19 protein-coding genes and 1 pseudogene are annotated in these 19,294 nt (G+C 64.1%); 15 read left to right on the forward strand and 5 right to left on the reverse strand.

The annotated features are described in order from the left end of the window. Positions 1 to 208: 208 nt before the first annotated feature. A complete protein-coding gene (locus QYH69_RS17585; RefSeq protein WP_308833123.1) occupies positions 209 to 1,645 on the reverse strand; it encodes a flagellin in 1,437 nt (478 codons plus the stop codon). Between the two features lie 25 nt (positions 1,646 to 1,670). Between QYH69_RS17585 and QYH69_RS17590 the strand changes: the two genes are divergently transcribed. Both QYH69_RS17590 and rpsU read left to right on the forward strand, forming a co-directional pair. Further along, positions 1,671 to 2,075 carry a hypothetical protein gene (locus QYH69_RS17590; RefSeq protein ID WP_308833124.1) on the forward strand — a complete coding sequence of 135 codons (405 nt, stop codon included), beginning with the start codon at positions 1,671 to 1,673 and terminating at the stop codon, positions 2,073 to 2,075. Between the two features lie 253 nt (positions 2,076 to 2,328). Beyond that, the gene (rpsU, locus tag QYH69_RS17595; RefSeq protein WP_075155305.1) at positions 2,329 to 2,541 is read left to right on the forward strand and encodes a 30S ribosomal protein S21; all 213 of its coding nucleotides are present in this window, start codon (positions 2,329 to 2,331) and stop codon (positions 2,539 to 2,541) included. A gap of 93 nt (positions 2,542 to 2,634) precedes the next feature. Here rpsU and QYH69_RS17600 read toward each other — a convergent pair whose 3' ends face one another. Further along, on the reverse strand, positions 2,635 to 3,270 hold the full coding sequence (locus QYH69_RS17600; protein WP_308833125.1) for a DNA-3-methyladenine glycosylase I: 636 nt from the start codon (positions 3,268 to 3,270) through the stop codon (positions 2,635 to 2,637). 189 nt (positions 3,271 to 3,459) lie between these two features. Between QYH69_RS17600 and QYH69_RS17605 the strand changes: the two genes are divergently transcribed. Both QYH69_RS17605 and QYH69_RS17610 read left to right on the forward strand, forming a co-directional pair. Then, entirely contained in the window at positions 3,460 to 4,350 is an 891-nt protein-coding gene (locus tag QYH69_RS17605; protein ID WP_308833126.1) for a BadF/BadG/BcrA/BcrD ATPase family protein, read from the forward strand. A gap of 54 nt (positions 4,351 to 4,404) precedes the next feature. Continuing rightward, a complete protein-coding gene (locus QYH69_RS17610) occupies positions 4,405 to 5,226 on the forward strand; it encodes a Cof-type HAD-IIB family hydrolase (RefSeq protein WP_308833127.1) in 822 nt (273 codons plus the stop codon). Positions 5,227 to 5,404: 178 nt separating this feature from the next. Here QYH69_RS17610 and QYH69_RS17615 read toward each other — a convergent pair whose 3' ends face one another. Beyond that, the gene (locus QYH69_RS17615; RefSeq protein ID WP_308833128.1) at positions 5,405 to 5,683 is read right to left on the reverse strand and encodes a PXPV repeat protein; all 279 of its coding nucleotides are present in this window, start codon (positions 5,681 to 5,683) and stop codon (positions 5,405 to 5,407) included. A gap of 559 nt (positions 5,684 to 6,242) precedes the next feature. Between QYH69_RS17615 and QYH69_RS17620 the strand changes: the two genes are divergently transcribed. After that, positions 6,243 to 6,548 (forward strand): H-NS histone family protein, encoded by a 306-nt coding sequence (locus QYH69_RS17620; protein WP_075155302.1) that lies wholly within the window; start codon positions 6,243 to 6,245, stop codon positions 6,546 to 6,548. 514 nt (positions 6,549 to 7,062) lie between these two features. On the opposite strand, the gene QYH69_RS17625 is transcribed toward QYH69_RS17620, so the two are convergent. After that, complete coding sequence (locus QYH69_RS17625) at positions 7,063 to 8,133, reverse strand: glycosyltransferase family 4 protein (RefSeq protein WP_308833129.1); 1,071 nt, start codon at positions 8,131 to 8,133, stop codon at positions 7,063 to 7,065. Positions 8,134 to 8,848: 715 nt separating this feature from the next. On the opposite strand from QYH69_RS17625, the gene flhD reads away from it, so the two are divergent. From flhD to QYH69_RS17665, 8 genes and pseudogenes are all read left to right on the forward strand, one after another. Further along, on the forward strand, positions 8,849 to 9,178 hold the full coding sequence (gene flhD / locus QYH69_RS17630) for a flagellar transcriptional regulator FlhD (RefSeq protein WP_308833130.1): 330 nt from the start codon (positions 8,849 to 8,851) through the stop codon (positions 9,176 to 9,178). A gap of 123 nt (positions 9,179 to 9,301) precedes the next feature. Next, positions 9,302 to 9,847, forward strand: a complete 546-nt coding sequence (gene flhC / locus QYH69_RS17635) for a flagellar transcriptional regulator FlhC (RefSeq protein WP_075155299.1) — start codon at positions 9,302 to 9,304, stop codon at positions 9,845 to 9,847. Positions 9,848 to 9,981: 134 nt separating this feature from the next. Then, on the forward strand, positions 9,982 to 10,842 hold the full coding sequence (gene motA, locus QYH69_RS17640) for a flagellar motor stator protein MotA (protein ID WP_308833131.1): 861 nt from the start codon (positions 9,982 to 9,984) through the stop codon (positions 10,840 to 10,842). A gap of 25 nt (positions 10,843 to 10,867) precedes the next feature. Then, on the forward strand, positions 10,868 to 11,962 hold the full coding sequence (gene motB, locus QYH69_RS17645; RefSeq protein ID WP_308833132.1) for a flagellar motor protein MotB: 1,095 nt from the start codon (positions 10,868 to 10,870) through the stop codon (positions 11,960 to 11,962). Between the two features lie 29 nt (positions 11,963 to 11,991). Beyond that, positions 11,992 to 12,363 (forward strand): response regulator, encoded by a 372-nt coding sequence (locus tag QYH69_RS17650; protein WP_308833133.1) that lies wholly within the window; start codon positions 11,992 to 11,994, stop codon positions 12,361 to 12,363. Positions 12,364 to 12,499: 136 nt separating this feature from the next. Further along, entirely contained in the window at positions 12,500 to 14,860 is a 2,361-nt protein-coding gene (gene cheA, locus QYH69_RS17655; protein WP_308833134.1) for a chemotaxis protein CheA, read from the forward strand. A gap of 51 nt (positions 14,861 to 14,911) precedes the next feature. Next, positions 14,912 to 15,439: a chemotaxis protein CheW gene (gene cheW / locus QYH69_RS17660; protein WP_075155294.1), complete on the forward strand. Its 528-nt coding sequence runs from the start codon at positions 14,912 to 14,914 to the stop codon at positions 15,437 to 15,439. Between the two features lie 27 nt (positions 15,440 to 15,466). Continuing rightward, a pseudogene (locus tag QYH69_RS17665) lies at positions 15,467 to 16,900 on the forward strand (methyl-accepting chemotaxis protein); the annotation flags it as partial. A 202-nt stretch (positions 16,901 to 17,102) separates the two neighbouring features. On the opposite strand, the gene QYH69_RS36120 reads toward QYH69_RS17665, so the two are convergent. Further along, positions 17,103 to 17,288 carry a pentapeptide repeat-containing protein gene (locus QYH69_RS36120; protein WP_374992442.1) on the reverse strand — a complete coding sequence of 62 codons (186 nt, stop codon included), beginning with the start codon at positions 17,286 to 17,288 and terminating at the stop codon, positions 17,103 to 17,105. Between the two features lie 305 nt (positions 17,289 to 17,593). On the opposite strand from QYH69_RS36120, the gene QYH69_RS17670 reads away from it, so the two are divergent. Together QYH69_RS17670 and cheD are read left to right on the forward strand one after the other, a co-directional pair. After that, positions 17,594 to 18,529 carry a CheR family methyltransferase gene (locus tag QYH69_RS17670; protein ID WP_308833136.1) on the forward strand — a complete coding sequence of 312 codons (936 nt, stop codon included), beginning with the start codon at positions 17,594 to 17,596 and terminating at the stop codon, positions 18,527 to 18,529. Continuing rightward, positions 18,526 to 19,293 (forward strand): chemoreceptor glutamine deamidase CheD, encoded by a 768-nt coding sequence (gene cheD, locus QYH69_RS17675; RefSeq protein WP_308833137.1) that lies wholly within the window; start codon positions 18,526 to 18,528, stop codon positions 19,291 to 19,293. The genes QYH69_RS17670 and cheD overlap by 4 nt, the downstream gene beginning before the upstream one ends. Position 19,294 lies beyond the last annotated feature (1 nt).

The following is a 19,294-nucleotide window of genomic DNA, read 5'->3' on the forward strand; positions in this document are numbered from 1 at the left end:
CTTCGTCAGCGCTGCAATAGCCTGACGATCCGATTGCGCGACGTTTGAGTCGGCTTGTGTCTCGCGAGTGTTCGAGGCGGGGCTTAGCCCCTCGAGACGCGCCCGCGGATGAGCCGTGCTGCATGAACTGCCGGCTCACCCGCGTGCGTACAGCTGCTGCTCGCTACAGACTACTTTCTACTGCCCTTCGATTCGCCGTCGGCGAATCTTATTGCAGAAGCTTCAGCACTTGCTGCGGCTGCGAGTTTGCTTGCGCGAGCACCGAGATGCCGGCTTGTTGCAGCACCTGCGCCTTGCTCAGGTTCGCCGTTTCCTGCGCGAAGTCGGCGTCCGTGATTTGCGACTGCGCGCTTGCGAGGTCGGTCGACTCGTTCTGCTGCGATTGCGAAATCGCGCTGAAGCGGTTTTGCGCAGCACCGAGCGATGCCTGGATGTTGGCGATGGCGGCGAGCGCGTTGTCGATCGAGTTCAGCGCGTTGTTCGCACCTTCCGTCGAGCTGATGTCGATCTGCGACACCGACGTCGGCACGTTCAGCGTGTTGATGTTCGCGAGCGCCGAGCCGGTCGGCTGCGCGCCGGCTGCGGACGAACCGATCGTGCTGGTCGGCACCGTGGCGAACGAGACACCGCCGGTCGTGGAGAACAGGCCTGCCTGCGCGCTCGACGAGAGCGCCTTGCCGTGCTGGTCGACGAACTTCAGACCGCCCTTGCCGTCCGACTCGACCGTCACCGACGTGATCGTGTTCGTGTCGCCCGCCGGTGCGTCCTTACCCGTCGAGGAGTCGACGTTGATACCCGAGATCACGCCGAACACCGTGCCGTCGGTTGCCGTGGAGCCGTTGGCGTTGAACGCAGTCGCGATCGACGTGATTTCGTTTGCCGGCTGGAGCGCGCTGGCGCTGCCGAGCGAAATCGACGAGACGCCGTTGGTCGTCGTCGTCGAGAACAGGGCTGCCGATGCCGTCGACGAGATTGCGTTGCCGTTCTGGTCGGTGAACGAGAAGCCGCCGTTGCCGTCCGAAACGATGTTGATCGACGTGATCGTGCCTGCGCCCGACGTTTCCGCGCCGTTCGCGTTCAGGTTCAGGTTGGTGATCGTGCCGAGCACGTTGCCCTTCTGCACGAAGCCCCCGCCGAGCGATGCTGCCGAAACGCCCTGGCTCAGGTCGAGCGAAACCGTCTGACCGACGTTCGCGCCAACCTGCACCTGGATCACGCCAGCGCCGCCGTCCAGCAGGCCAATGCCGTTGAATTGCGTTTGCGAAGCGATACGGTTCACTTCAGCGATCTGCTGCGTGACTTCCTGCTGCAGTGCTTGCTGGTTGGCCGTCGTCAGCGTGCCGCCTGCTGCTTCGCCAGCCAGCGAGCGGATGCGCTGCAGGCTTGCCGTGATCTGCGCGAGGCCCGTGCTGGCCGTTTGCACCAGCGACACGCCGTTGTTCGCGTTCGACACGCCCTGGTTCAGGCCGTTGATCTGCGTTTGCAGCGAGGTGGAAATGGCGAGGCCGGCTGCGTCGTCCGCCGCGCTGTTGATGCGCTTGCCCGACGACAGGCGGGTGATGGCTTGCGACAGGGCGCTGCCGGAACCGTTCAGGTTCTCCTGAGCGACCAGCGACGGAATATTACTGTTGATAGAAAGAGACATGTGGTTCTCCGTAGAGGCGTTAGTCTTGAAACATGGCAACGTTGAGATCGGCGGAAGCACTCGTTCATTGCTGGCCGCCTCAGTGAAGGTTGACGGCGTTGAGAAAAAAAACTTGAGGGAGCAAACAGAATTGCGCGCATTTATTGGAGAACCGCGCCAATCAAGGCTTTCCGGGCCGTTGTTGCGCGCAGGGCAGAAAATCTTTGCGATTCAGTTGCTTGGAATCGGGCGCCGGACTTGTAAGAATTTGTTAGCAGCGCGATGTGCGGGCGTCAAAAAAGCGGCTGTGCGCCGGCGTGTCTGCGCGTCTGCCGCGATCCTCGGTGCAGTAAGCGGCCTGAAGCGCATGGATGTTCCGCAAGTCCTTGAGCGAACGGAAAAATGGCTCGCCCACAGCCTCGAATCCTGTTATGATCGCGGATTGGATTGAGATCGTCCTCCGGGCGACGGTGAGTTTGCTACCTGCGCCGCCTTTGGTGACTTCCTGGGCGGCTTCGCACCGCGGTGAACTTACGACCTCTTTTCCGGCCTCCGGGCCGCTTCGCAAGCTGTTTGCCCCGTTCCGGCCCGTGTGGCTGTGAGTCCGGCGGGGCATCCCACCGGAGCGCCGGCGCGTAAGCCGCTTTGCCTCGCGCAGTTGCTCACGCAGTTGAAACCGTATCAATGATCGAGTTAGGAACTCCATGACGACCATTTTTTTGAAGGAAAACGAGCCGTTTGAAGTGGCGATCCGCCGCTTTCGCCGCGCGATCGAAAAGAACGGCCTGATCGCCGAGCTGCGCGAGCGTCAGTCGTACGAAAAGCCGACGGCCGTGCGTAAGCGCAAGAAGGCAGCTGCGGTCAAGCGCCTGCACAAGCGCCTGCGCAGCCAGATGCTGCCGAAGAAGCTCCACTAAAAAGTGGCGGCTCGACCCCACCGGTAACGCCAGGTCATCAAGCTGGCGGGGCAGCACGGGTCTCAGATTCAGAAGCGGAGTGAACCCTCAGGTTCACTCCGCTTTTTCTTTGCTCGTCTCTTTTGCCGCCTTCCGTGCGCGGCGCTTCTTGCCGAGCGCCGCGCACTTCGCATGAAATCCGCACTCGGCCTGATGGTCGTTGACCATGCCGACCGCCTGCATGAACGCGTAACAGATCGTCGTGCCGACGAATTTGCAGCCGTACGCCTTGAGGCCTTTGCTGAGCGCGTCGGAAATTTCGGTGGAGGCGGGCGCGTGCTGGTAGGACTTCCACGCATTCTGTATCGGCGTTTCGTCGACGAACGACCAGACGAAGTTCGCGAGCGACCCGTGTTCGTCGCGAATCTGCTGGACCGCGCGCGCATTGGCCACGGCCGACTCCAGCTTGCCGCGATGACGGACGATCGACGCGTCGAGCATCAGCGCATCGATCTGCTTCGGCGTGAAGCGCGCGACCACATCGATATCGAAGTTCCTGAACGCGCGTCGGTAACCCTCGCGCTTGTTCAGAATGGTGGACCACGACAAGCCGGCCTGCGCGCCCTCGAGCACAAGCATCTCGAACAGATGACGATCGTCGCGGGACGGGACACCCCACTCGTTGTCGTGATAGTGTGCGAGTGCTTCGCTGGTTGCCCAGGTGCAGCGTGGCGTCTCGCGCTGTGTCATGTTGCGGCTCCGGCGTGGTGAATGTGAAACGGGTGAAGAAAAGCTTTGCAAGCATAGCCGATCGACAACGGTTCGCAAGCCGGCCGTCGGTCGATCGCCGGACGATCGAGTGCCGGCGGCATGGCGGCGCTGTTGCGCAATGGCGGCATCCGGTCGAGGCCGCCGCACACTCTCAATGAACTTTATCCGATGGATACGCACTTCTATCTGATTGGCGTCGACGGCGGCGGCACGGGGACGCGCGTCGTGCTCGGCGATGCGCAAGGGCGCGAACTCGCGATCGCGACGAGCGGCCCGTCGGGCCTTGCGCTCGGCGTCGAGCGCGCATGGCAGTCGATCGGAGCGGCGAGCGCCGATGCGTTTGCGCGCGCCGGGCTCACGCTCGACTGGTCGCGTTGCGTGGTCGGTTGCGGACTCGCCGGCGTGAACAATCGCGACTGGCTCGCCGCGTTCCGCGAGCGTGCGCCGGCGGTGGCCGGCCTCGCCGTCGAAAGCGATGCATATACCACGTTGCTCGGCGCGCACGGTGGCGCGCCCGGTGTCGTCGTTGCGCTCGGCACCGGCAGCATTGCCGCCGCGCTCGACGAATCGGGCGTCTGCCGGATTGCGGGCGGCTACGGATACCCGACTGCGGACGAAGCGGGAGGCGCCTGGTTCGGGCTGCGCATCATCGTGCATGCGCAGCGTGCGCTCGATGGCCGTGCGCCGCTCGACGACCTCGCGCGCGCACTGCTCGAGAAGGTCGGCGCGCAGGACCGCGACAGCCTCGTCGTCTGGCTCTGCGCCGCGAATACCACGGCCTACGCGAGTCTTGCGCCGGTCGTGCTCGCGCATCGCGAACATCCGGTCGCGGCGCGCCTGCTCGCCGAAGCCGGTCAGCAGATCGAACAGTTGGCGGATGCGCTCGATCCCGATCACGCGTTGCCCGTTGCGCTGTGCGGCGGGTTGTCCGTGCCGCTGCGCGAGTTCGTGCCGGCCCGCTTGCAGGCGCGCCTGCGCGCGCCGCTCTCGGACTCGGCGCACGGCGCGCTGCAGCTCGCACAGCGCGAAGCGCCAAAAGTATTCTCCGCGCGAGCGTGACCGGAGGGCGGGCGACGATAAAATACGAACTCCGAAAGTTCGCCCGCCACCCTCATGTATAGCGTCATCGCCACCGATCTCGACGGCACTCTGCTCAACGCCAACCATCAGGTCGATCCGTTCACGGTCTCGACCTTGCGCAGCCTCGAGGCGCAAGGGCTGCATTTCATCATTGCGACCGGCCGGCATTACTCCGACGTCGCCGGCATTCGCGATGTGCTTGGCATCCGTCCGTATCTGGTCACGTCGAACGGCGCACGCATTCACGCGCCCGACGGCGCGATGATTCACGCGCAAAACCTGATGCCCGCCCTGGTCAAGCGGCTCGTGCAACCGGAAATCACGGGCGCGCATCGGCGCGTGATCGCCAATCTGTTCGCGGACCGGCAGTGGTTTATCGATCGCGATGCGCCGCATCTGCTGCGCTATCACCAGGATTCGGGCTTCGCCTATGAAGTCGTCGATCTGAACGCACACGACGGCCGCGATATCGCGAAGGTGCTGTATATCGGCGAGCCCGACGATCTCGCCGCAGTGTCGGCCAATCTGGAACGCGAGTTCGGCGCGTCGTTATACGTCACGTATTCGATGCCGGACTGTCTCGAGGTGATGGCGCCGAATGTGTCGAAGGGTCGCGCGCTGCGCGTCGTGCTGAACCGCCTCGATATCGATGCCGCGCGCTGCGTCGCGTTCGGCGACAACATGAACGATATCGATCTGCTCGAAACAGCGGGCCATCCGTTCATGATGAACAACGCAAACCCAGATCTGATGGCGAGGCTGCCCGCGGTGCCGCGCATCGGCAATAACTTTGAAGCTGGCGTTGCGCACCATCTGCGCAAGCTGTTCGAACTGCCTGATGAAGTCATGTCGTGAAAAACGCGGGCGCCGTGATGAGCGCCCGCGAGTGGGTCCGTTATGCGATCGGACGAGTTAATAGACGCGATATTGGCCGCGATGTGAACCGCGATGTCGGCTGTGCAGGCATCGCTCCGGGATCGGCGTGTCACGCGTTGCGTACGCAACCGCCGCGGCGTCCGTGCTCGTTATATCGCTAGTCGCGCCAGTTGCCCCACGTGCGGCCATGGTCCCAACTGCGGTGATCCCGGTCGCGGTACTCCCAGCGATGATCGTCGCCGCGGTTCCAGTCATGGCGATACCGGTTCCAGCCACGGTCCCCGTGCGAGTAGTAGACCGGCTGCGGCGCCGCATAGACCGGTGCCGGTGTGCCCAGGGAAATACCGATTCCGACGTTGCCATGCGCCTGCGCGACGCCGCATACGCCGGCCGCGAGGCCCGCTGCGACGAGCAGATGAGTGACGATGCGCTTCATGTTGGTTCCCTCCTGGTTCGACGCGACATCTCTGTCGCACAGGTTCAATCTACGCATTCGACCGGCCGTGTACTGAGACAGGATGTTACGGAGTGCAAGCATCGATTTGCCTCCTGGCGCGCGTGCGTAAGCAGCATGCGCGCGCAAAGCTACATGACCGGCGGCGCTTGCGGGCCCTGCTAGCACGGGCGATAAGCGGCGCGCTGCGTCAACCGTAAACCCGCCTTACATCTGTGCCACGCGATTAATCTTCGCAGCGTCGCGCGAGACGAATCACGCACAGCAAGTCGCGACGCGCGCCCATCCCGAACGCGCGAATTTGCTGATATATCCGGATTTGGAGTGCATTCGAACAGACGCATTTCCAAAGAGGATGTCAACTTTTGTTAATTCCGCGCTTGGTGTTCCCTTATTCTTCGTAAAATTTGCAGAGCATTTATCAGTTTCTTCCGTAAAAATTATCAGAAGATTTCGCGTAAAATGATTAAGGTCCGTTGCGGACTTTATTAAACGACGCTAATCTCCGAACCGACGGGGTTGAACAAAAAGGGAGGCCGAAATGTCGCAATATGCTGATTTGAAGAGCCAGATCGCCAAGCTGCAAGCGCAGGCGGAGGAAGCCCGCCGTATTGAAGTGGGCAATGTGATCGCCGAGATTCAACGTCAGATCGCCGAGTATGGCCTGACGCCGCAGGACCTGGGTTTTGCCGCCGCCGCGCGGCGCGGCCGTCCGCCGAAGAAGGCGCCGTTGCCGCCGAAGTATCGCGATCCCAAATCCGGCAGTACGTGGAGCGGGCGCGGCAAACCGCCGAAATGGATTGCCGGCAAGAGCCGCGACCGCTTTCTGATCGGCGGCCAGTCGTAATCGAAGTGTATGGATATTGCGTAACCGTGCATGGTCCGATCCCCTACATGGTTACGCATTGCTGTTCCGAATCTACTGAAATCTGACTCAACTTTGAGCCAATTCGGAATTCGCAAGAACGCGTAGAAGCAGTCTAATGCGTTCTCAAAGGCGATCCTAAACGTTCGGGCAAACTGTTTGCCCCAAAACCTGACCGTCCGCTCAAGTGAGCCGAGTAACCTATACCAAGGGCGTAGCGCGGTACGAGGCAAGGGCAATAAAAGCCGCCTTTCAAAGGCGGCTTTCGCATGTTATGCACACTTCTACCGCAATTCGAACGCGCGCAAACGTTTTACATCGGTTAATTCATTGGAAACGTATACCGCCTGCATTCCTCTGCGTTCCGGTAAAACCGCACAAAAGATCGGGAAAACGCGCATTACCCGAGCGAACCGAAACAGGACCCGCCGAACCTGAATGTGTGGCGCCGATGGGATAAGCCGCCGGCGCCACGCGTTGCGGCGTGTTCGACGTCTTAACCCGCGGCAGCGGCCACGCGGCGCAGGATCGGCCGACGCTGTGCTTCGATCAGCGTCATGTAGCCGTCGACGTAGTTCTGCGCCATCGTCTTCGCGCTGAAGCGCTTTTCGAACTGTGCGCGGATCTCGTCGCGCGACAGCTCGTCGATGCGCTGGAGCGCGGCCACAGCGCCTTGCACGTCTTCGACGATGTACCCGGTCACGCCGTGATCGATCACCTCGGGCACCGACCCCCGGTTGAACGCGATGACCGGTGTGCCGCACGCCATCGACTCGATCATCACGAGGCCGAACGGTTCGCTCCAGTCGATCGGGAACAACAGCGCCTTGGCGCCGGACAGGAACTCGGGCTTCTGCGCCTCGTTGATCTCGCCGATGAATTCGACATGCGCTTGCGACAGCAGCGGCTCGATTTCCGTCTTGAAGTAGTCCATGTCGACCTTGTCGACCTTGGCGGCGATCTTCAGCGGCAGGCCCGACTGTGCGGCGATCCGGATCGCCGTGTCGACGCGCTTTTCGGGGCAGATGCGGCCGAGGAAGGCCAGATATTCGGGTTTGCGATCGGTGCGCGGCGTGAGCAACTGGTCCGGCAGGCCGTGATAGATCGTATTGAGCCAGTTCGCCTGCGGCAGCGGCTGGCGCTGCGAATCCGAGATCGAGATGACCGGCGCGTCGCCGAACGTGTCGAACATCGGCTGCAGTTCGGGCAGGTCGAGCCGGCCGTGCAGCGTGGTCACGAACGGCGTGTCCATCTGCGAAAACAGCGGGAACGGCAGGTAGTCGAGGTGAAAGTGCAGCACATCGAACTCATGCGCCATACGGCGCACGCGCTCGAGCAGCAGCATGTGCGGCGCCATTGCATCGCGGATCGTCGGGTCGAGGCGCAAGGCGCGCGGCCATGCGGCCTCGAGCTTCGCGGATGTCACGGAATCGCCGCTCGCGAAGAGCGTCACGTCGTGGCCCAGGTCGACCAGTGCCTCAGTGAGATAGGACACGACTCGCTCGGTGCCGCCGTAGAGCTTCGGAGGAACGGCTTCGTAGAGCGGCGCGATTTGTGCGATTCGCATTGTATGAACTCCTGTTCAAAGGGCTACTTCGCACGACGGCGCAAGAGGCGCAACGGAAGGCGAATGCCGGTCGGACGGATGGGCGGCGCGCTCGGGCGGCGATGAGCCGGACCTGGATGAAGCTCTGGGTGCGCTCGCCCGATGGCGGCCTGAAGCCGAATCGGGTTATCCCTTAAGGCCTATTATCGATGTCCGGCGCGATAATTCGACCTATTTTTCAAACGCTTAATGTTGTTACAGCGGGAAACGAGCGTCGTTGCAATTGTCACGATCGAGCCTGGACCGTTGCGCGGCAGGGCTTTGCGGCCGCCCGACATGATCGGCGAGGCCGCCCCGCTATGGCAAGAGGCGCCTGTCGCCGCTTACATGTCGATTGTTGCGGCAGCATGAAAGCACCCTATAATTTGCTCGCCCATCTCCCGGCGCCGGCGGCACCGCCCGGCAGCGAAACATCCCGTAGCATTCTTCGAGCCTAAGCTCTCTTTTGTAGGAAAAATTCCTACAGCATTAATGGACTATTCCGTCGTCCAGACGGGCAAATGTCCGCTTTTCGTGCGAAACGGCCAGAGACACAATGCTTGCACGGTCATCACACTGCCGATCGTGTCCCCTGAAAAAACCCAGCGGACGCGAAAGAGCAAACGATTTCGTGCAGGGCCAGACAAGACCAGTCAAGACCATCAAGCTTCAATCGGGATTCGAATTCGGGGGAATCATGAGCGCTACCGTCGCTAGTAGTGACATGCTCAATGAGATCAAGGAAGTGAACCTGTCGTATCTGTTGCTCGCGCAACGTCTGTTGCGCGAGGACAAACCGATGGGCATGTTCCGCATGGGGATCTCCGAGCAGCTTGCCGACGTGCTCGTCAATCTGACGCTTGCGCAGACCGTCAAGCTGTCGGCGTCGAACCAGCTGCTGTGCCGCTTCCGCTTCGACGATCACGCGATCCTTTCTTCGCTCGCCGACAAAGGCAAGGCGACTTCCGTGAGCCAGGCGCACTCGGCCATCCTCATGGCGGGCCAGCCCGTGGAGCAGATCGGCTGATGCGTGCCGCGTTGCGGGCTTGCATGCACAGTGCCGCCCGGCGCGGCTTTTACCGCGCAATCGGGCGGGCCGCCGCAGCGCCGGCGGTTGAGGCCCGCGGCGACGGCACGGAGCGCATCGCGCATGGCCACTAGGAGCGTGGTGGTCGAGGTACGCGAAATCACGCTGGCGATCGAGCTGATCGAGCTCGGCGCGCGTCTGCAACTGCTCGAGGCCGAAACGAGCCTCTCGCGCGACCGGCTCATCAAGCTATATAAGGAACTGAAGGGCGAATCGCCGCCGAAGGGCATGCTGCCGTTCTCGACCGACTGGTTCATGACCTGGCAGCCGAATATTCACTCGTCGCTGTTCTACAACATTTACCGGTTCATGTCGGCGCGCGGCGGCTGCGAGACGATTCAATCGATCGTCAAAGGCTACCGGCTGTATCGCGAGCACGTGCAGATGAACGGCGAAGAGCCCGTGCTGAGCCTGACGCGCGCCTGGACGCTCGTGCGCTTTTTTGACTCAGGCATGCTGCAGCTGACGCCGTGCACGCGTTGCGGCGGACATTTCGTCGCGCATGCGCACGACCCGCGCGCGGGCTTCGTCTGCGGGCTGTGCCAGCCGCCTTCGCGGGCGGGAAAGACCCGCAAGGCCGCCGACGAGCGGGCCCGCGCGGCGGTTTGACCCTTCGCCGCAAAGCGCCGCCGCCCCAAGGTTTACACGGGGGCGGCAAGCGGCTTTTCCGTCAAAGGTTTTTCGTTTCCCTGCCGTAAACCCAATTAACGACGATCTCCGTCGCCTAATTTGGGGGCTCCGCGGTGCTGATTTTCCTGGGAACACTCGTGACGCTGCTGTCCGTCTTCGGCGGTTATGCGCTGGAGGGCGGCCATCTGGGCGCGCTGCTGCAGCCCGTCGAAGTGCTGATGATCGTCGGCGCGGGCGTCGGAGCCTTCATCCTCGGCAACGGTATGAAGACGATCAAGGCGACCGTCCGCGTGATCCCGACGCTGTTCAAGGGCTCGAAGTACAACAAGGACGTCTACATGGAGCTGATGGCGCTCCTGTACGTACTGCTCGCGAAGGCGCGCAAGGAAGGCACGCTCACGCTCGAAGCCGATATCGACGACCCGGAGAAGAGCCCGATCTTCACGCAATACCCGAAAATCCTCGCCGACCGTCACATCGTCGAATTTCTGACCGACTACCTGCGGCTCATGGTGGGCGGCAACATGAACGCGTTCGAAATCGAAAGCCTGATGGACGAAGAGATCGAAACGCATCACGCGGAAGGCGAGGCGCCGAGCCATGCGCTGGCGAAGATCGGCGACGCGATGCCGGCCTTCGGTATCGTCGCCGCGGTGATGGGCGTGGTGCACACGATGGCGTCCGCCGACAAGCCGCCCGCGATTCTCGGCCAGATGATCGCGCAGGCGCTGGTCGGGACGTTCCTCGGTATTTTGCTGTCGTACGGCCTGATCGGGCCGCTCGCGAGCGTCGCGGAACAGCGCGTGACCGAGTCGACGAAGATGTTCCAGTGCATCAAGGTCACGATTCTCGCGAGCCTGAACGGCTATGCGCCCGCGATCGCGGTCGAGTTCGGTCGCAAGGTGCTGTTCTCGACCGAGCGCCCGTCGTTCGCGGAGCTCGAAGAGCACGTGCGGCGCGTGAAAGCGAAGTAAGGCGGAGGCAGGCGGAGCAGCCGAAATGAGCAAGGATAAGGATCGCGCGATCGTCGTCAAACGCTCGGCGCCCAACAAGAAGGGGCACCACGGCGGTGCATGGAAGCTCGCATACGCGGACTTCATGACCGCGATGATGGCGTTTTTCCTGTTGATGTGGCTGCTGAGCTCGGCATCCACCGTCCAGCTGAAGGGCATTGCCGACTACTTCAACCAGCCGCTGAAAATCACCTTGTGGGGCGGCGACCGCAGCTCGACCGATTCGAGCGTGATTCGCGCCGGCGGCCGCGACGTGTCGACCGACCGCCAGGGCGTGATGCGCCAGACCGACGGCACGACGCGTAACGGCACGCATTCGGTCGCGCACAACGACGACGAAGCGGCCGCGCTGAGCCAGGGCCAGCTCGAGCGGCGCGAACAGGTGCGCCTGCACGACCTGCAGGTCAAGCTGATGGCCGCGATCCAGGCGAACCCGGTGCTGCGCCAGTTCAAGCAGCAGATCCGCATCGACTCGACACTGCAGGGCCTGCGCATCGAGATCGTCGATTCGCAGAAGCGGCCGATGTTCGCAACCGCGAGAGACGAAGTCGAGCCGTATATGCGCGACATCCTGCGCGAGATCGGCAAGACGCTCAACGACGTGCCGAACCGCATCGTCGTGCAGGGCCACACCGACGCCGTGCCTTATGCGGGCGGCGAGAAAGGCTACAGCAACTGGGAACTGTCCGCGGACCGCGCGAGCGCGTCGCGGCGCGAGCTCATCGCGGGCGGCATGGACGAATCGAAGGTGCTGCGCGTGATCGGCCTCGCGTCGACGCAGAACCTGAACAAGGCCGATCCGCTCGATCCGGAGAACCGCCGCATCAGCATCATCGTGCTCAACAAGAAGTCCGAGGAGCAGATGAACCAGGACGACACGACGACCACCACGCTCTCGGACGATGCGGGCGGTTCGGCATCGTTCGCACCGCCGCTCGTTCAGAAGATCGGGCAGGCGACGGCGACCGGCGCGGCGCCGGCCGTGCGGGCCCCGGGCGTGGTCATGCCGGACGTGCCGGCGCCGGGCATCACGACGCCGCAGCCGGCACCCGCCGCCGCGGCAGCAGTACAGATCAAGTAAACCCATATTGGGGACGCAGCGAGGTTTTCATGATCAGGCACATTCTCGCGATCGACGATTCGGCCGCGATGCGGGAGATTCTCTCCGCGACGCTGACGACCGCTGGTTACGACGTGACGGTCGCCAAAGATGGAGACGAAGGACTTGAGCACGCGCTCGCGATGGCGTTTGATCTCGTGCTGACCGATCAGCACATGCCGGGCAAGACCGGCGTCGATCTGATCGCCGAATTGCGCGCGAACCCCGCCTACGAGGCGACGCCGATCCTGTTGCTGACAACGGAATCCGGCGAACCGTTCAAGGAGGCCGCGCGCGCGGCGGGCGCAACGGGCTGGATCGAGAAACCGCTCGATCCGGACATGTTGACCGAGCTCGTTTCGACGCTCGATGCGCCGGATTGAACCTGAAGCACCGCCACGCAGCAAGTTGACAACCCGGCGGCACGAGCCCAGCAGTACGAGCCCGGCAGTGCAAGCCCCGCAGTACGAGCCCCGCAGTACGAGCCCAGAAGACAGAAATATTCGCGGTGAACCAGGCATGACACTCGATATCACACAGTTCTATCAGACGTTCTTCGACGAAGCGGATGAACTGCTCGCGCAGATGGAGCAATTGCTGCTCAATCTGAACGTCGGCCAACCCGACCCCGAAGATCTCGCTGCGATTTTCCGCGCCGCGCATTCGATCAAGGGCGGCGCCGCGACGTTCGGCTTCACCGCGCTGACGGAGACGACGCACATCCTCGAATCGCTGCTCGACCGCGCGCGCAACAACGAACTCGTGCTGCGCAAGGACATGATCGACACTTTCCTCGAAACGAAGGACGTGCTGTCCGGGCAGCTCGCCGACTATCGCGCGAGCCAGGAACCCGACGCGGCCGTGGCCGCGGCGATCTGCGCGAAGCTCGAGCGGCTCAATGCGGAGAACCGCTTCGGCGCCGACACGTCGGCCGCGGCAGCGCCGGCGCAGCCGGCCGCAGCGCCCGCAGCCGCGCCCGCCGCGCCAACGATTGCGCCGGCTGCGGCGCAAGCGCCCGCGGGGTCGCCGCCCGAGCACGTCGTCGATCAGGCGGTCGACGCAGCGAATGCGCGCCACGGCATCGACGCGGCAGCATCGACAACGACAGCAGCACCGGCCACGAGCGGCGCAGCAGACGCCGCCGGGCCACATCTGAAAATTACGCTACGGGGCGTGGGAGAGAAGGACGAGGCGCTGCTCGCTGAAGAGCTGGGCAACCTCGGGCAGATCGTCGGACAGGTGAAGACAGGCGGCGACCTGACGCTGTGGCTCGAAACCGATGTGCCGTCCGACGACATCGTCGCGGTGCTGTGTTTCGTGATCGACGAGAGTCAGATCTCGGTGGGCCGCGGCAGCGCGCCGGTTGGCGATGCGCACGCGGAAGCAGCGGCGGCGCCGTCCACGCAAGCCGTCGACGCCGTGCCGCCCGCAGCGGCACAACCGGCTGCCGCCGCGGCGGCGCCGGCCGCGGCTCAGCAGCCCGCGGCAGCGTCGGCTGCACGGGTACCGGCTGCCGCGCCGGCAGCAAGCGCGGCGCCGGCCGCAACGGCTGTCGCGGCACCGGCCGCAGCCGCAAGCGCGCCCGCGGCAAGCACACCGGTAGCGGCAGCGGTGGCCGCGCCGGCCGCCGCGTCCCAACAGCAGTCCGCCGAGCACGACCGCAAGGCGCGTCCGGCCGCCGCCGCGAGCGCCGAAGGCAGCTCGATCCGCGTCGGCGTCGAGAAGGTCGACCAGCTGATCAACCTCGTCGGCGAACTCGTGATCACCCAGGCGATGCTCGCGGAAACGACGAGCACGTTCGATCCGGCCTTGCACGATCGCCTCTACAACGGCATGGCGCAGCTCGAGCGCAACGCGCGCGATCTGCAGGAAGCGGTGATGTCGATCCGCATGATGCCGATGGACTACGTCTTCAGCCGCTTCCCGCGTCTCGTGCGCGATCTCGCGGCAAAGCTCGGCAAGGAAGTGGAACTCGTCACCTTCGGTCAGGCGACCGAACTCGACAAGAGCCTTATCGAGCGCATCATCGACCCGCTCACGCACCTCGTGCGCAACAGTCTCGATCACGGCATCGAAACCGTCGAAGCGCGGCGCGCGGCGGGCAAGGACGGCACGGGGCAACTCGTGCTGTCGGCCGCGCATCACGGCGGCAATATCGTGATCGAAGTCAGCGACGACGGCGCCGGTCTGCGCCGCGACAAGATTCTCGCGAAGGCGATGAAGCAGGGCATGTCGGTCAGCGAATCGATGACCGACGAAGAAGTGTGGAACCTGATTTTCCTGCCGGGCTTCTCGACCGCCGAACAGGTGACCGACGTGTCGGGCCGCGGCGTCGGCATGGACGTCGTGAAGCGGAACATCCAGTCGATGGGCGGCCACGTCGAAATCACGTCGCACGCAGGCAAGGGCAGCACCACGCGCATTGTGTTGCCGCTCACGCTGGCGATTCTCGACGGCATGTCGGTGAAGGTCGGCAACGAGATCTTCATTCTGCCGCTGAACTTCGTGATGGAGTCGCTGCAGCCGCGCGCCGAGGACATCTACACCGTCGCGAACGGCGAGCGCGTCGTGCGCGTGCGCGGCGAATATCTGCCGCTCGTCGCATTGCACGAAGTGTTCAATGTCGACGGCGCGCGCACCGATCCGACCCAGGGCATCGTCACGATCATGGAAACGGAAGGCCGTCGTTTCGCGATGCTGATCGACGAACTCGTCGGCCAGCAGCAGGTGGTCGTGAAGAACCTCGAAACGAACTACCGGAAGGTGCACGGCATTTCCGCCGCGACGATTCTCGGCGACGGCAGCGTTGCGCTGATTGTCGACGTGGCAGCGTTGAATCGCGAGACGCGCGCCGCGCACGGCGCGCTCGCGATGGCCTGATCGCCTGATTAACCGATAAATCAACTCATACCCAACCCTTTGGGGGCTAACGTGGCAGACATTCAATCGATCAACCCGGCCCTTGGCGGCGCAGTGAGCCGCCGCGATGCAGCGCAAGCCGACGCCGGCGGCCAGGAGTTCCTCGTCTTCACGCTCGGCGCCGAGGAATACGGCATCGACATTCTGAAGGTGCAGGAAATCCGCGGCTATGACAGCGTCACGCGCATCGCGAACGCGCCCGACTTCATCAAGGGCGTGATCAACCTGCGCGGCATCATCGTGCCGATCGTCGACATGCGCATCAAGTTCCACCTGGGCCGCGTCGAATACGACCACCAGACCGTCGTGATCATCCTCAACGTCGCGCATCGCGTGGTCGGCATGGTGGTCGACGGCGTGTCGGACGTGCTGACGCTGACGGCCGATCAGATCATGCCCGCGCCCGAATTCGGCGCGACGCTGACGACCGAATACCTGACGGGCCTCGGCACCGTCGACGGCCGCATGCTGATCCTGATGGACATCGAAAAGCTCATGACGAGCCGCGAGATGGAGCTGATCGAGGCAGTCAGCCTCTAACGGCCCACGCGAGCGGGAGAACGACATATGAACCGATGGTCGATCCGCGCGGCGCTGACCGTGGTCGGCGCCGTGCTCGTGCTGCTGACGGTAGCGGTCGGCGCGCTCGGGGTTTTTTCGCTGACGCGCGCCACCGATGCGCTCGATGAAATCGCGAACGGCGATCTGACGGCCACGCGCGTGTTGAGCGACACGTCTACTTATCTGCTGCGCGGCCGTGTCTCGCTCGACCGCGCAAGCGGCCTGCTCGGCGACGGCGAGCTCGATCAGGCGAAGGCGGCGATCGATCGCGCGCAGGAACTGTTCAACAAATCGAACGAAGCGTGGCAGACGTTCACGTCGCTGCAAAAGAGCGGCATCGACCAGGCGCTGATCGACGAGGCCGTGGCGCGCCGCAATTCGCTGCTGCACGAAGGCGTCGAGCCCGAGATCGCCGCGCTGCGCGACGTCGACCTGACCACGTACCGCAAGATCGCGAATACGAAGATCAGCCCGATGTTCGTCGCATTCGACAACGCGGCCGCGCCGATCGTAAAGGCGCTGCAGGAACGCGCCAACCAGCAGCAGACGGACGCCGCGCGCTATATCGCCACGATGAAGGCGCTGATCGGCGCGGGCATCGTAGTGGCGGTGTTGATGATGATCGTCGTGCGCGTGGTGATGAGCCGCATGATCTCGAAGCCGCTCGACGAAGCGATCGAATGCTTCGAGCGCATTGCGACCGGCGACCTCACGCAGACCGTGCGCAACACGAGCCGCAATGAAATGGGGCGGCTCTTCGCGGCGATCCGCAAGATGCAGGATGGCGTGGTGACGCTCGTGAAGTCGGTGCATTCGAGCACCGAGTCGATCGATACGGGCGCGCGCGAAATCGCGATGGGCAACACCGATCTGTCGCAACGCACCGAGCAGCAGGCCGCCTCGCTGCAGGAAACGGCGTCGAGCATGGAACAGCTGACCGGCACCGTGCGGCAGAACGCCGAGAACGCGCGCCAGGCGAGCCAGCTCGCGGTCAACGCGTCCGAAATCGCGACGCGCGGCGGCGAGGTGGTCAGCGAAGTCGTCGTCACGATGCGCGATATCGCGGCCAGCTCGAACAAGGTCGTCGACATCATCGGCGTGATCGAAGGCATCGCGTTCCAGACGAACATTCTCGCGCTGAACGCCGCTGTCGAAGCGGCGCGCGCGGGCGAGCAGGGCCGCGGCTTCGCGGTCGTGGCGGGCGAAGTGCGCAGCCTCGCGCAGCGCAGCGCGAGCGCCGCGAAGGAAATCAAGGAGATGATCGGCGACTCGGCCGCGAAGGTGCAGGGCGGCTCGGAACTCGTCGGCCGCGCCGGCGCGACGATGGAAGAGATCCTGCAGGCCGTGCGGCGCGTGACCGACATCATGGGCGAGATCAGCGCGGCGTCGGAAGAGCAGTCGGGCGGCATCGAGCAGGTCAATCGCGCGGTCAGCCAGATGGACGACGTGACGCAGCAGAACGCGGCGCTCGTCGAACAGGCGGCGGCCGCGGCCGCATCGCTCGAAGAACAGACGCGGCAATTGCGCGGCGTGGTCGGCGGTTGGCGCGTGTCCAGCAACGGCTCGGCCGAATTCGCGAGCTTTGCGGCGGCGCCCGCGCGTGCGCCGGTGCGTGCGCAGTCGGCGGCGTCTGCCGCTCGGGTCAGAGCGGTTGCATCGGCAACGAAACCCGTGGTGCCGGCCTATATCGGCGCAAGCGGTGGCGCGGACGCCGCGCAAAGCGCCGCGCCAAAGCACGACGCAGTGAAGCACGAGGCAGTGAAGCATGAGGCAGTGAAGCACGACGCAGCGAAGCACGACGCAACGAAGCACGACATCGCGAAATCATCCGCACCGCAACGCGCCGCACCGGCGGCCCGCCGCGAGCCGGTACTGAAGCGTCCGGCTGCGCGTGCCGCGGCTAGCGCAGCGGCGCCGGCAATTTCGACGACGGTTAGCGCGGGCGCCGACGCGGACTGGGAAACGTTCTAGAAGGATTGACGCAAACATGCAGTGGCACGGCTTCGCGCCCGCGAACGGGCGACACGGCACAGCGCGCTTTGTCAGTGCGTTCGGGCGGGGCCGTCCGTTGCCGGCGCACGACCGTGCCACATACGCGGCGCGTAAGCGGGAAATCCACAAGCGGGGAATCCAATGAGCGACACGCGCGCAACGCAACGCGGCGGCCGCGCCGACGCACCGCGTGCCGGCGAGCCGGGCCGCGACTTCGAATTCACGTCGGCGGACTTCACGCGCATTCGCGAGCTCATCTATCGCCGCGCGGGCATTTCGCTGTCCGATCACAAGCGCGATATGGCGTATAGCCGGCTTGCGCGCCGCTTGCGCACGCTCGGCCTCGACAGCTTCCGCGACTATCTCGACCAGCTCGAAGCAAACGACGATCCGGCCGAATGGGAGGCGTTCACCAACGCGCTGACCACCAACCTGACCGCGTTCTTCCGCGAAGCGCATCACTTTCCGATTCTCGCGGAGTTCGTAAAGAAGCGGCAGCAGCCGGTGTCGGTCTGGTGTTCGGCGGCTTCGACGGGCGAGGAGCCGTATTCGATCGCGATGACGCTCGTCGAAGCGCTCGGCGAATCGGCCGCGCGCCACGCGACCGTGCTCGCCACCGACATCGATACGCAAGTGCTCGCGAAATGCGATGCAGGCGTCTATCAGTACGAGCAGGTGCGGCATCTGTCGCCGGAGCGCCTGAAGCGCTTTTTCCTGCGCGGCACGGGCGCGCATACGGGGCTCGTCAAGGTGCGGCCCGAACTGCGCGCGATGATCCGGTTCGAGCGGCTCAACCTGACCGATCGCGACTACGGCCTGCGCAACCCGTTCGATGCGATCTTCTGCCGCAACGTAATGATCTACTTCGACAAGCCGACGCAGTCGCAGGTGCTCGCGCGCTTCGAGCCGCTCGTCAAGCCGCGCGGCCTGCTGTTCGCCGGCCACTCGGAGAACTTCACCTATGTGACGCAGGCGTTCCGGCTCAAAGGCCAGACCGTCTACGAGCTGTCGCGCGACAGCGGCGCCGCGCCCGCGCCGGGACGCACGCACGGCGGGATGAACGAGGTGAGCGCATGAGCACCGGATTGCCGATCGCGAACAACCTCTATTACGACAACCACTTCAAGCGTCCCGGCGTGAAGCTGTTGCCGAACGAGTTCTATACGACGAACGAAGACATGGTGCTCGTCACCGTGCTCGGTTCGTGCGTCGCCGCCTGCATTCAGGACCGCACCGCGGGCATCGGCGGCATGAATCACTTCATGCTGCCCGACGACGGCGCAGAAGTCGTGCAGGCCGCCTCCGACGCCATGCGCTACGGCGCGTACGCGATGGAAGTGCTGATCAACGAGCTGATCAAGGCGGGCGGGCGCCGCGAGCGGTTCGAAGCGAAAGTGTTCGGCGGCGCCGCCGTGCTCGCCGGCATGACGACGATGAATATCGGCGACCGCAATTCCGAATTCGTGCGCCGCTATCTCGCGCTCGAAAAAATCCGCATCATCGCCGAAGACCTGCAAGGTGCGCATCCGCGCAAGGTCGCGTTCCTGCCGCGCACCGGTCAGGTCATGGTGAAAAAACTCGGATTGCAGCAGGACCCGGATGTGGCGGAGCGCGAACGCGTGCTGGCCCGGCAGACCGCCGAGCAGCGCGCCGAACGCCTCGCGAGGGCGCGCGCGCGTGTCGAGCTGTTCAGTGCCGGCAAGGCCGGCGGCAGCGCGCCGCGCGCCGGCGGCTCCGCAGCCGGCACCGCAGGCGGCGCGACGAAGCCACGTATCGAGCTGTTCAACGCGGGCGGCCGCGAGAACGATTCCAAAAATGCGCGGACCGCAGAGGAGGCGTAGC

This window comes from Paraburkholderia sp. SARCC-3016 (assembly GCF_031119615.1).
Classification (GTDB): Bacteria; Pseudomonadota; Gammaproteobacteria; order Burkholderiales; family Burkholderiaceae; genus Paraburkholderia.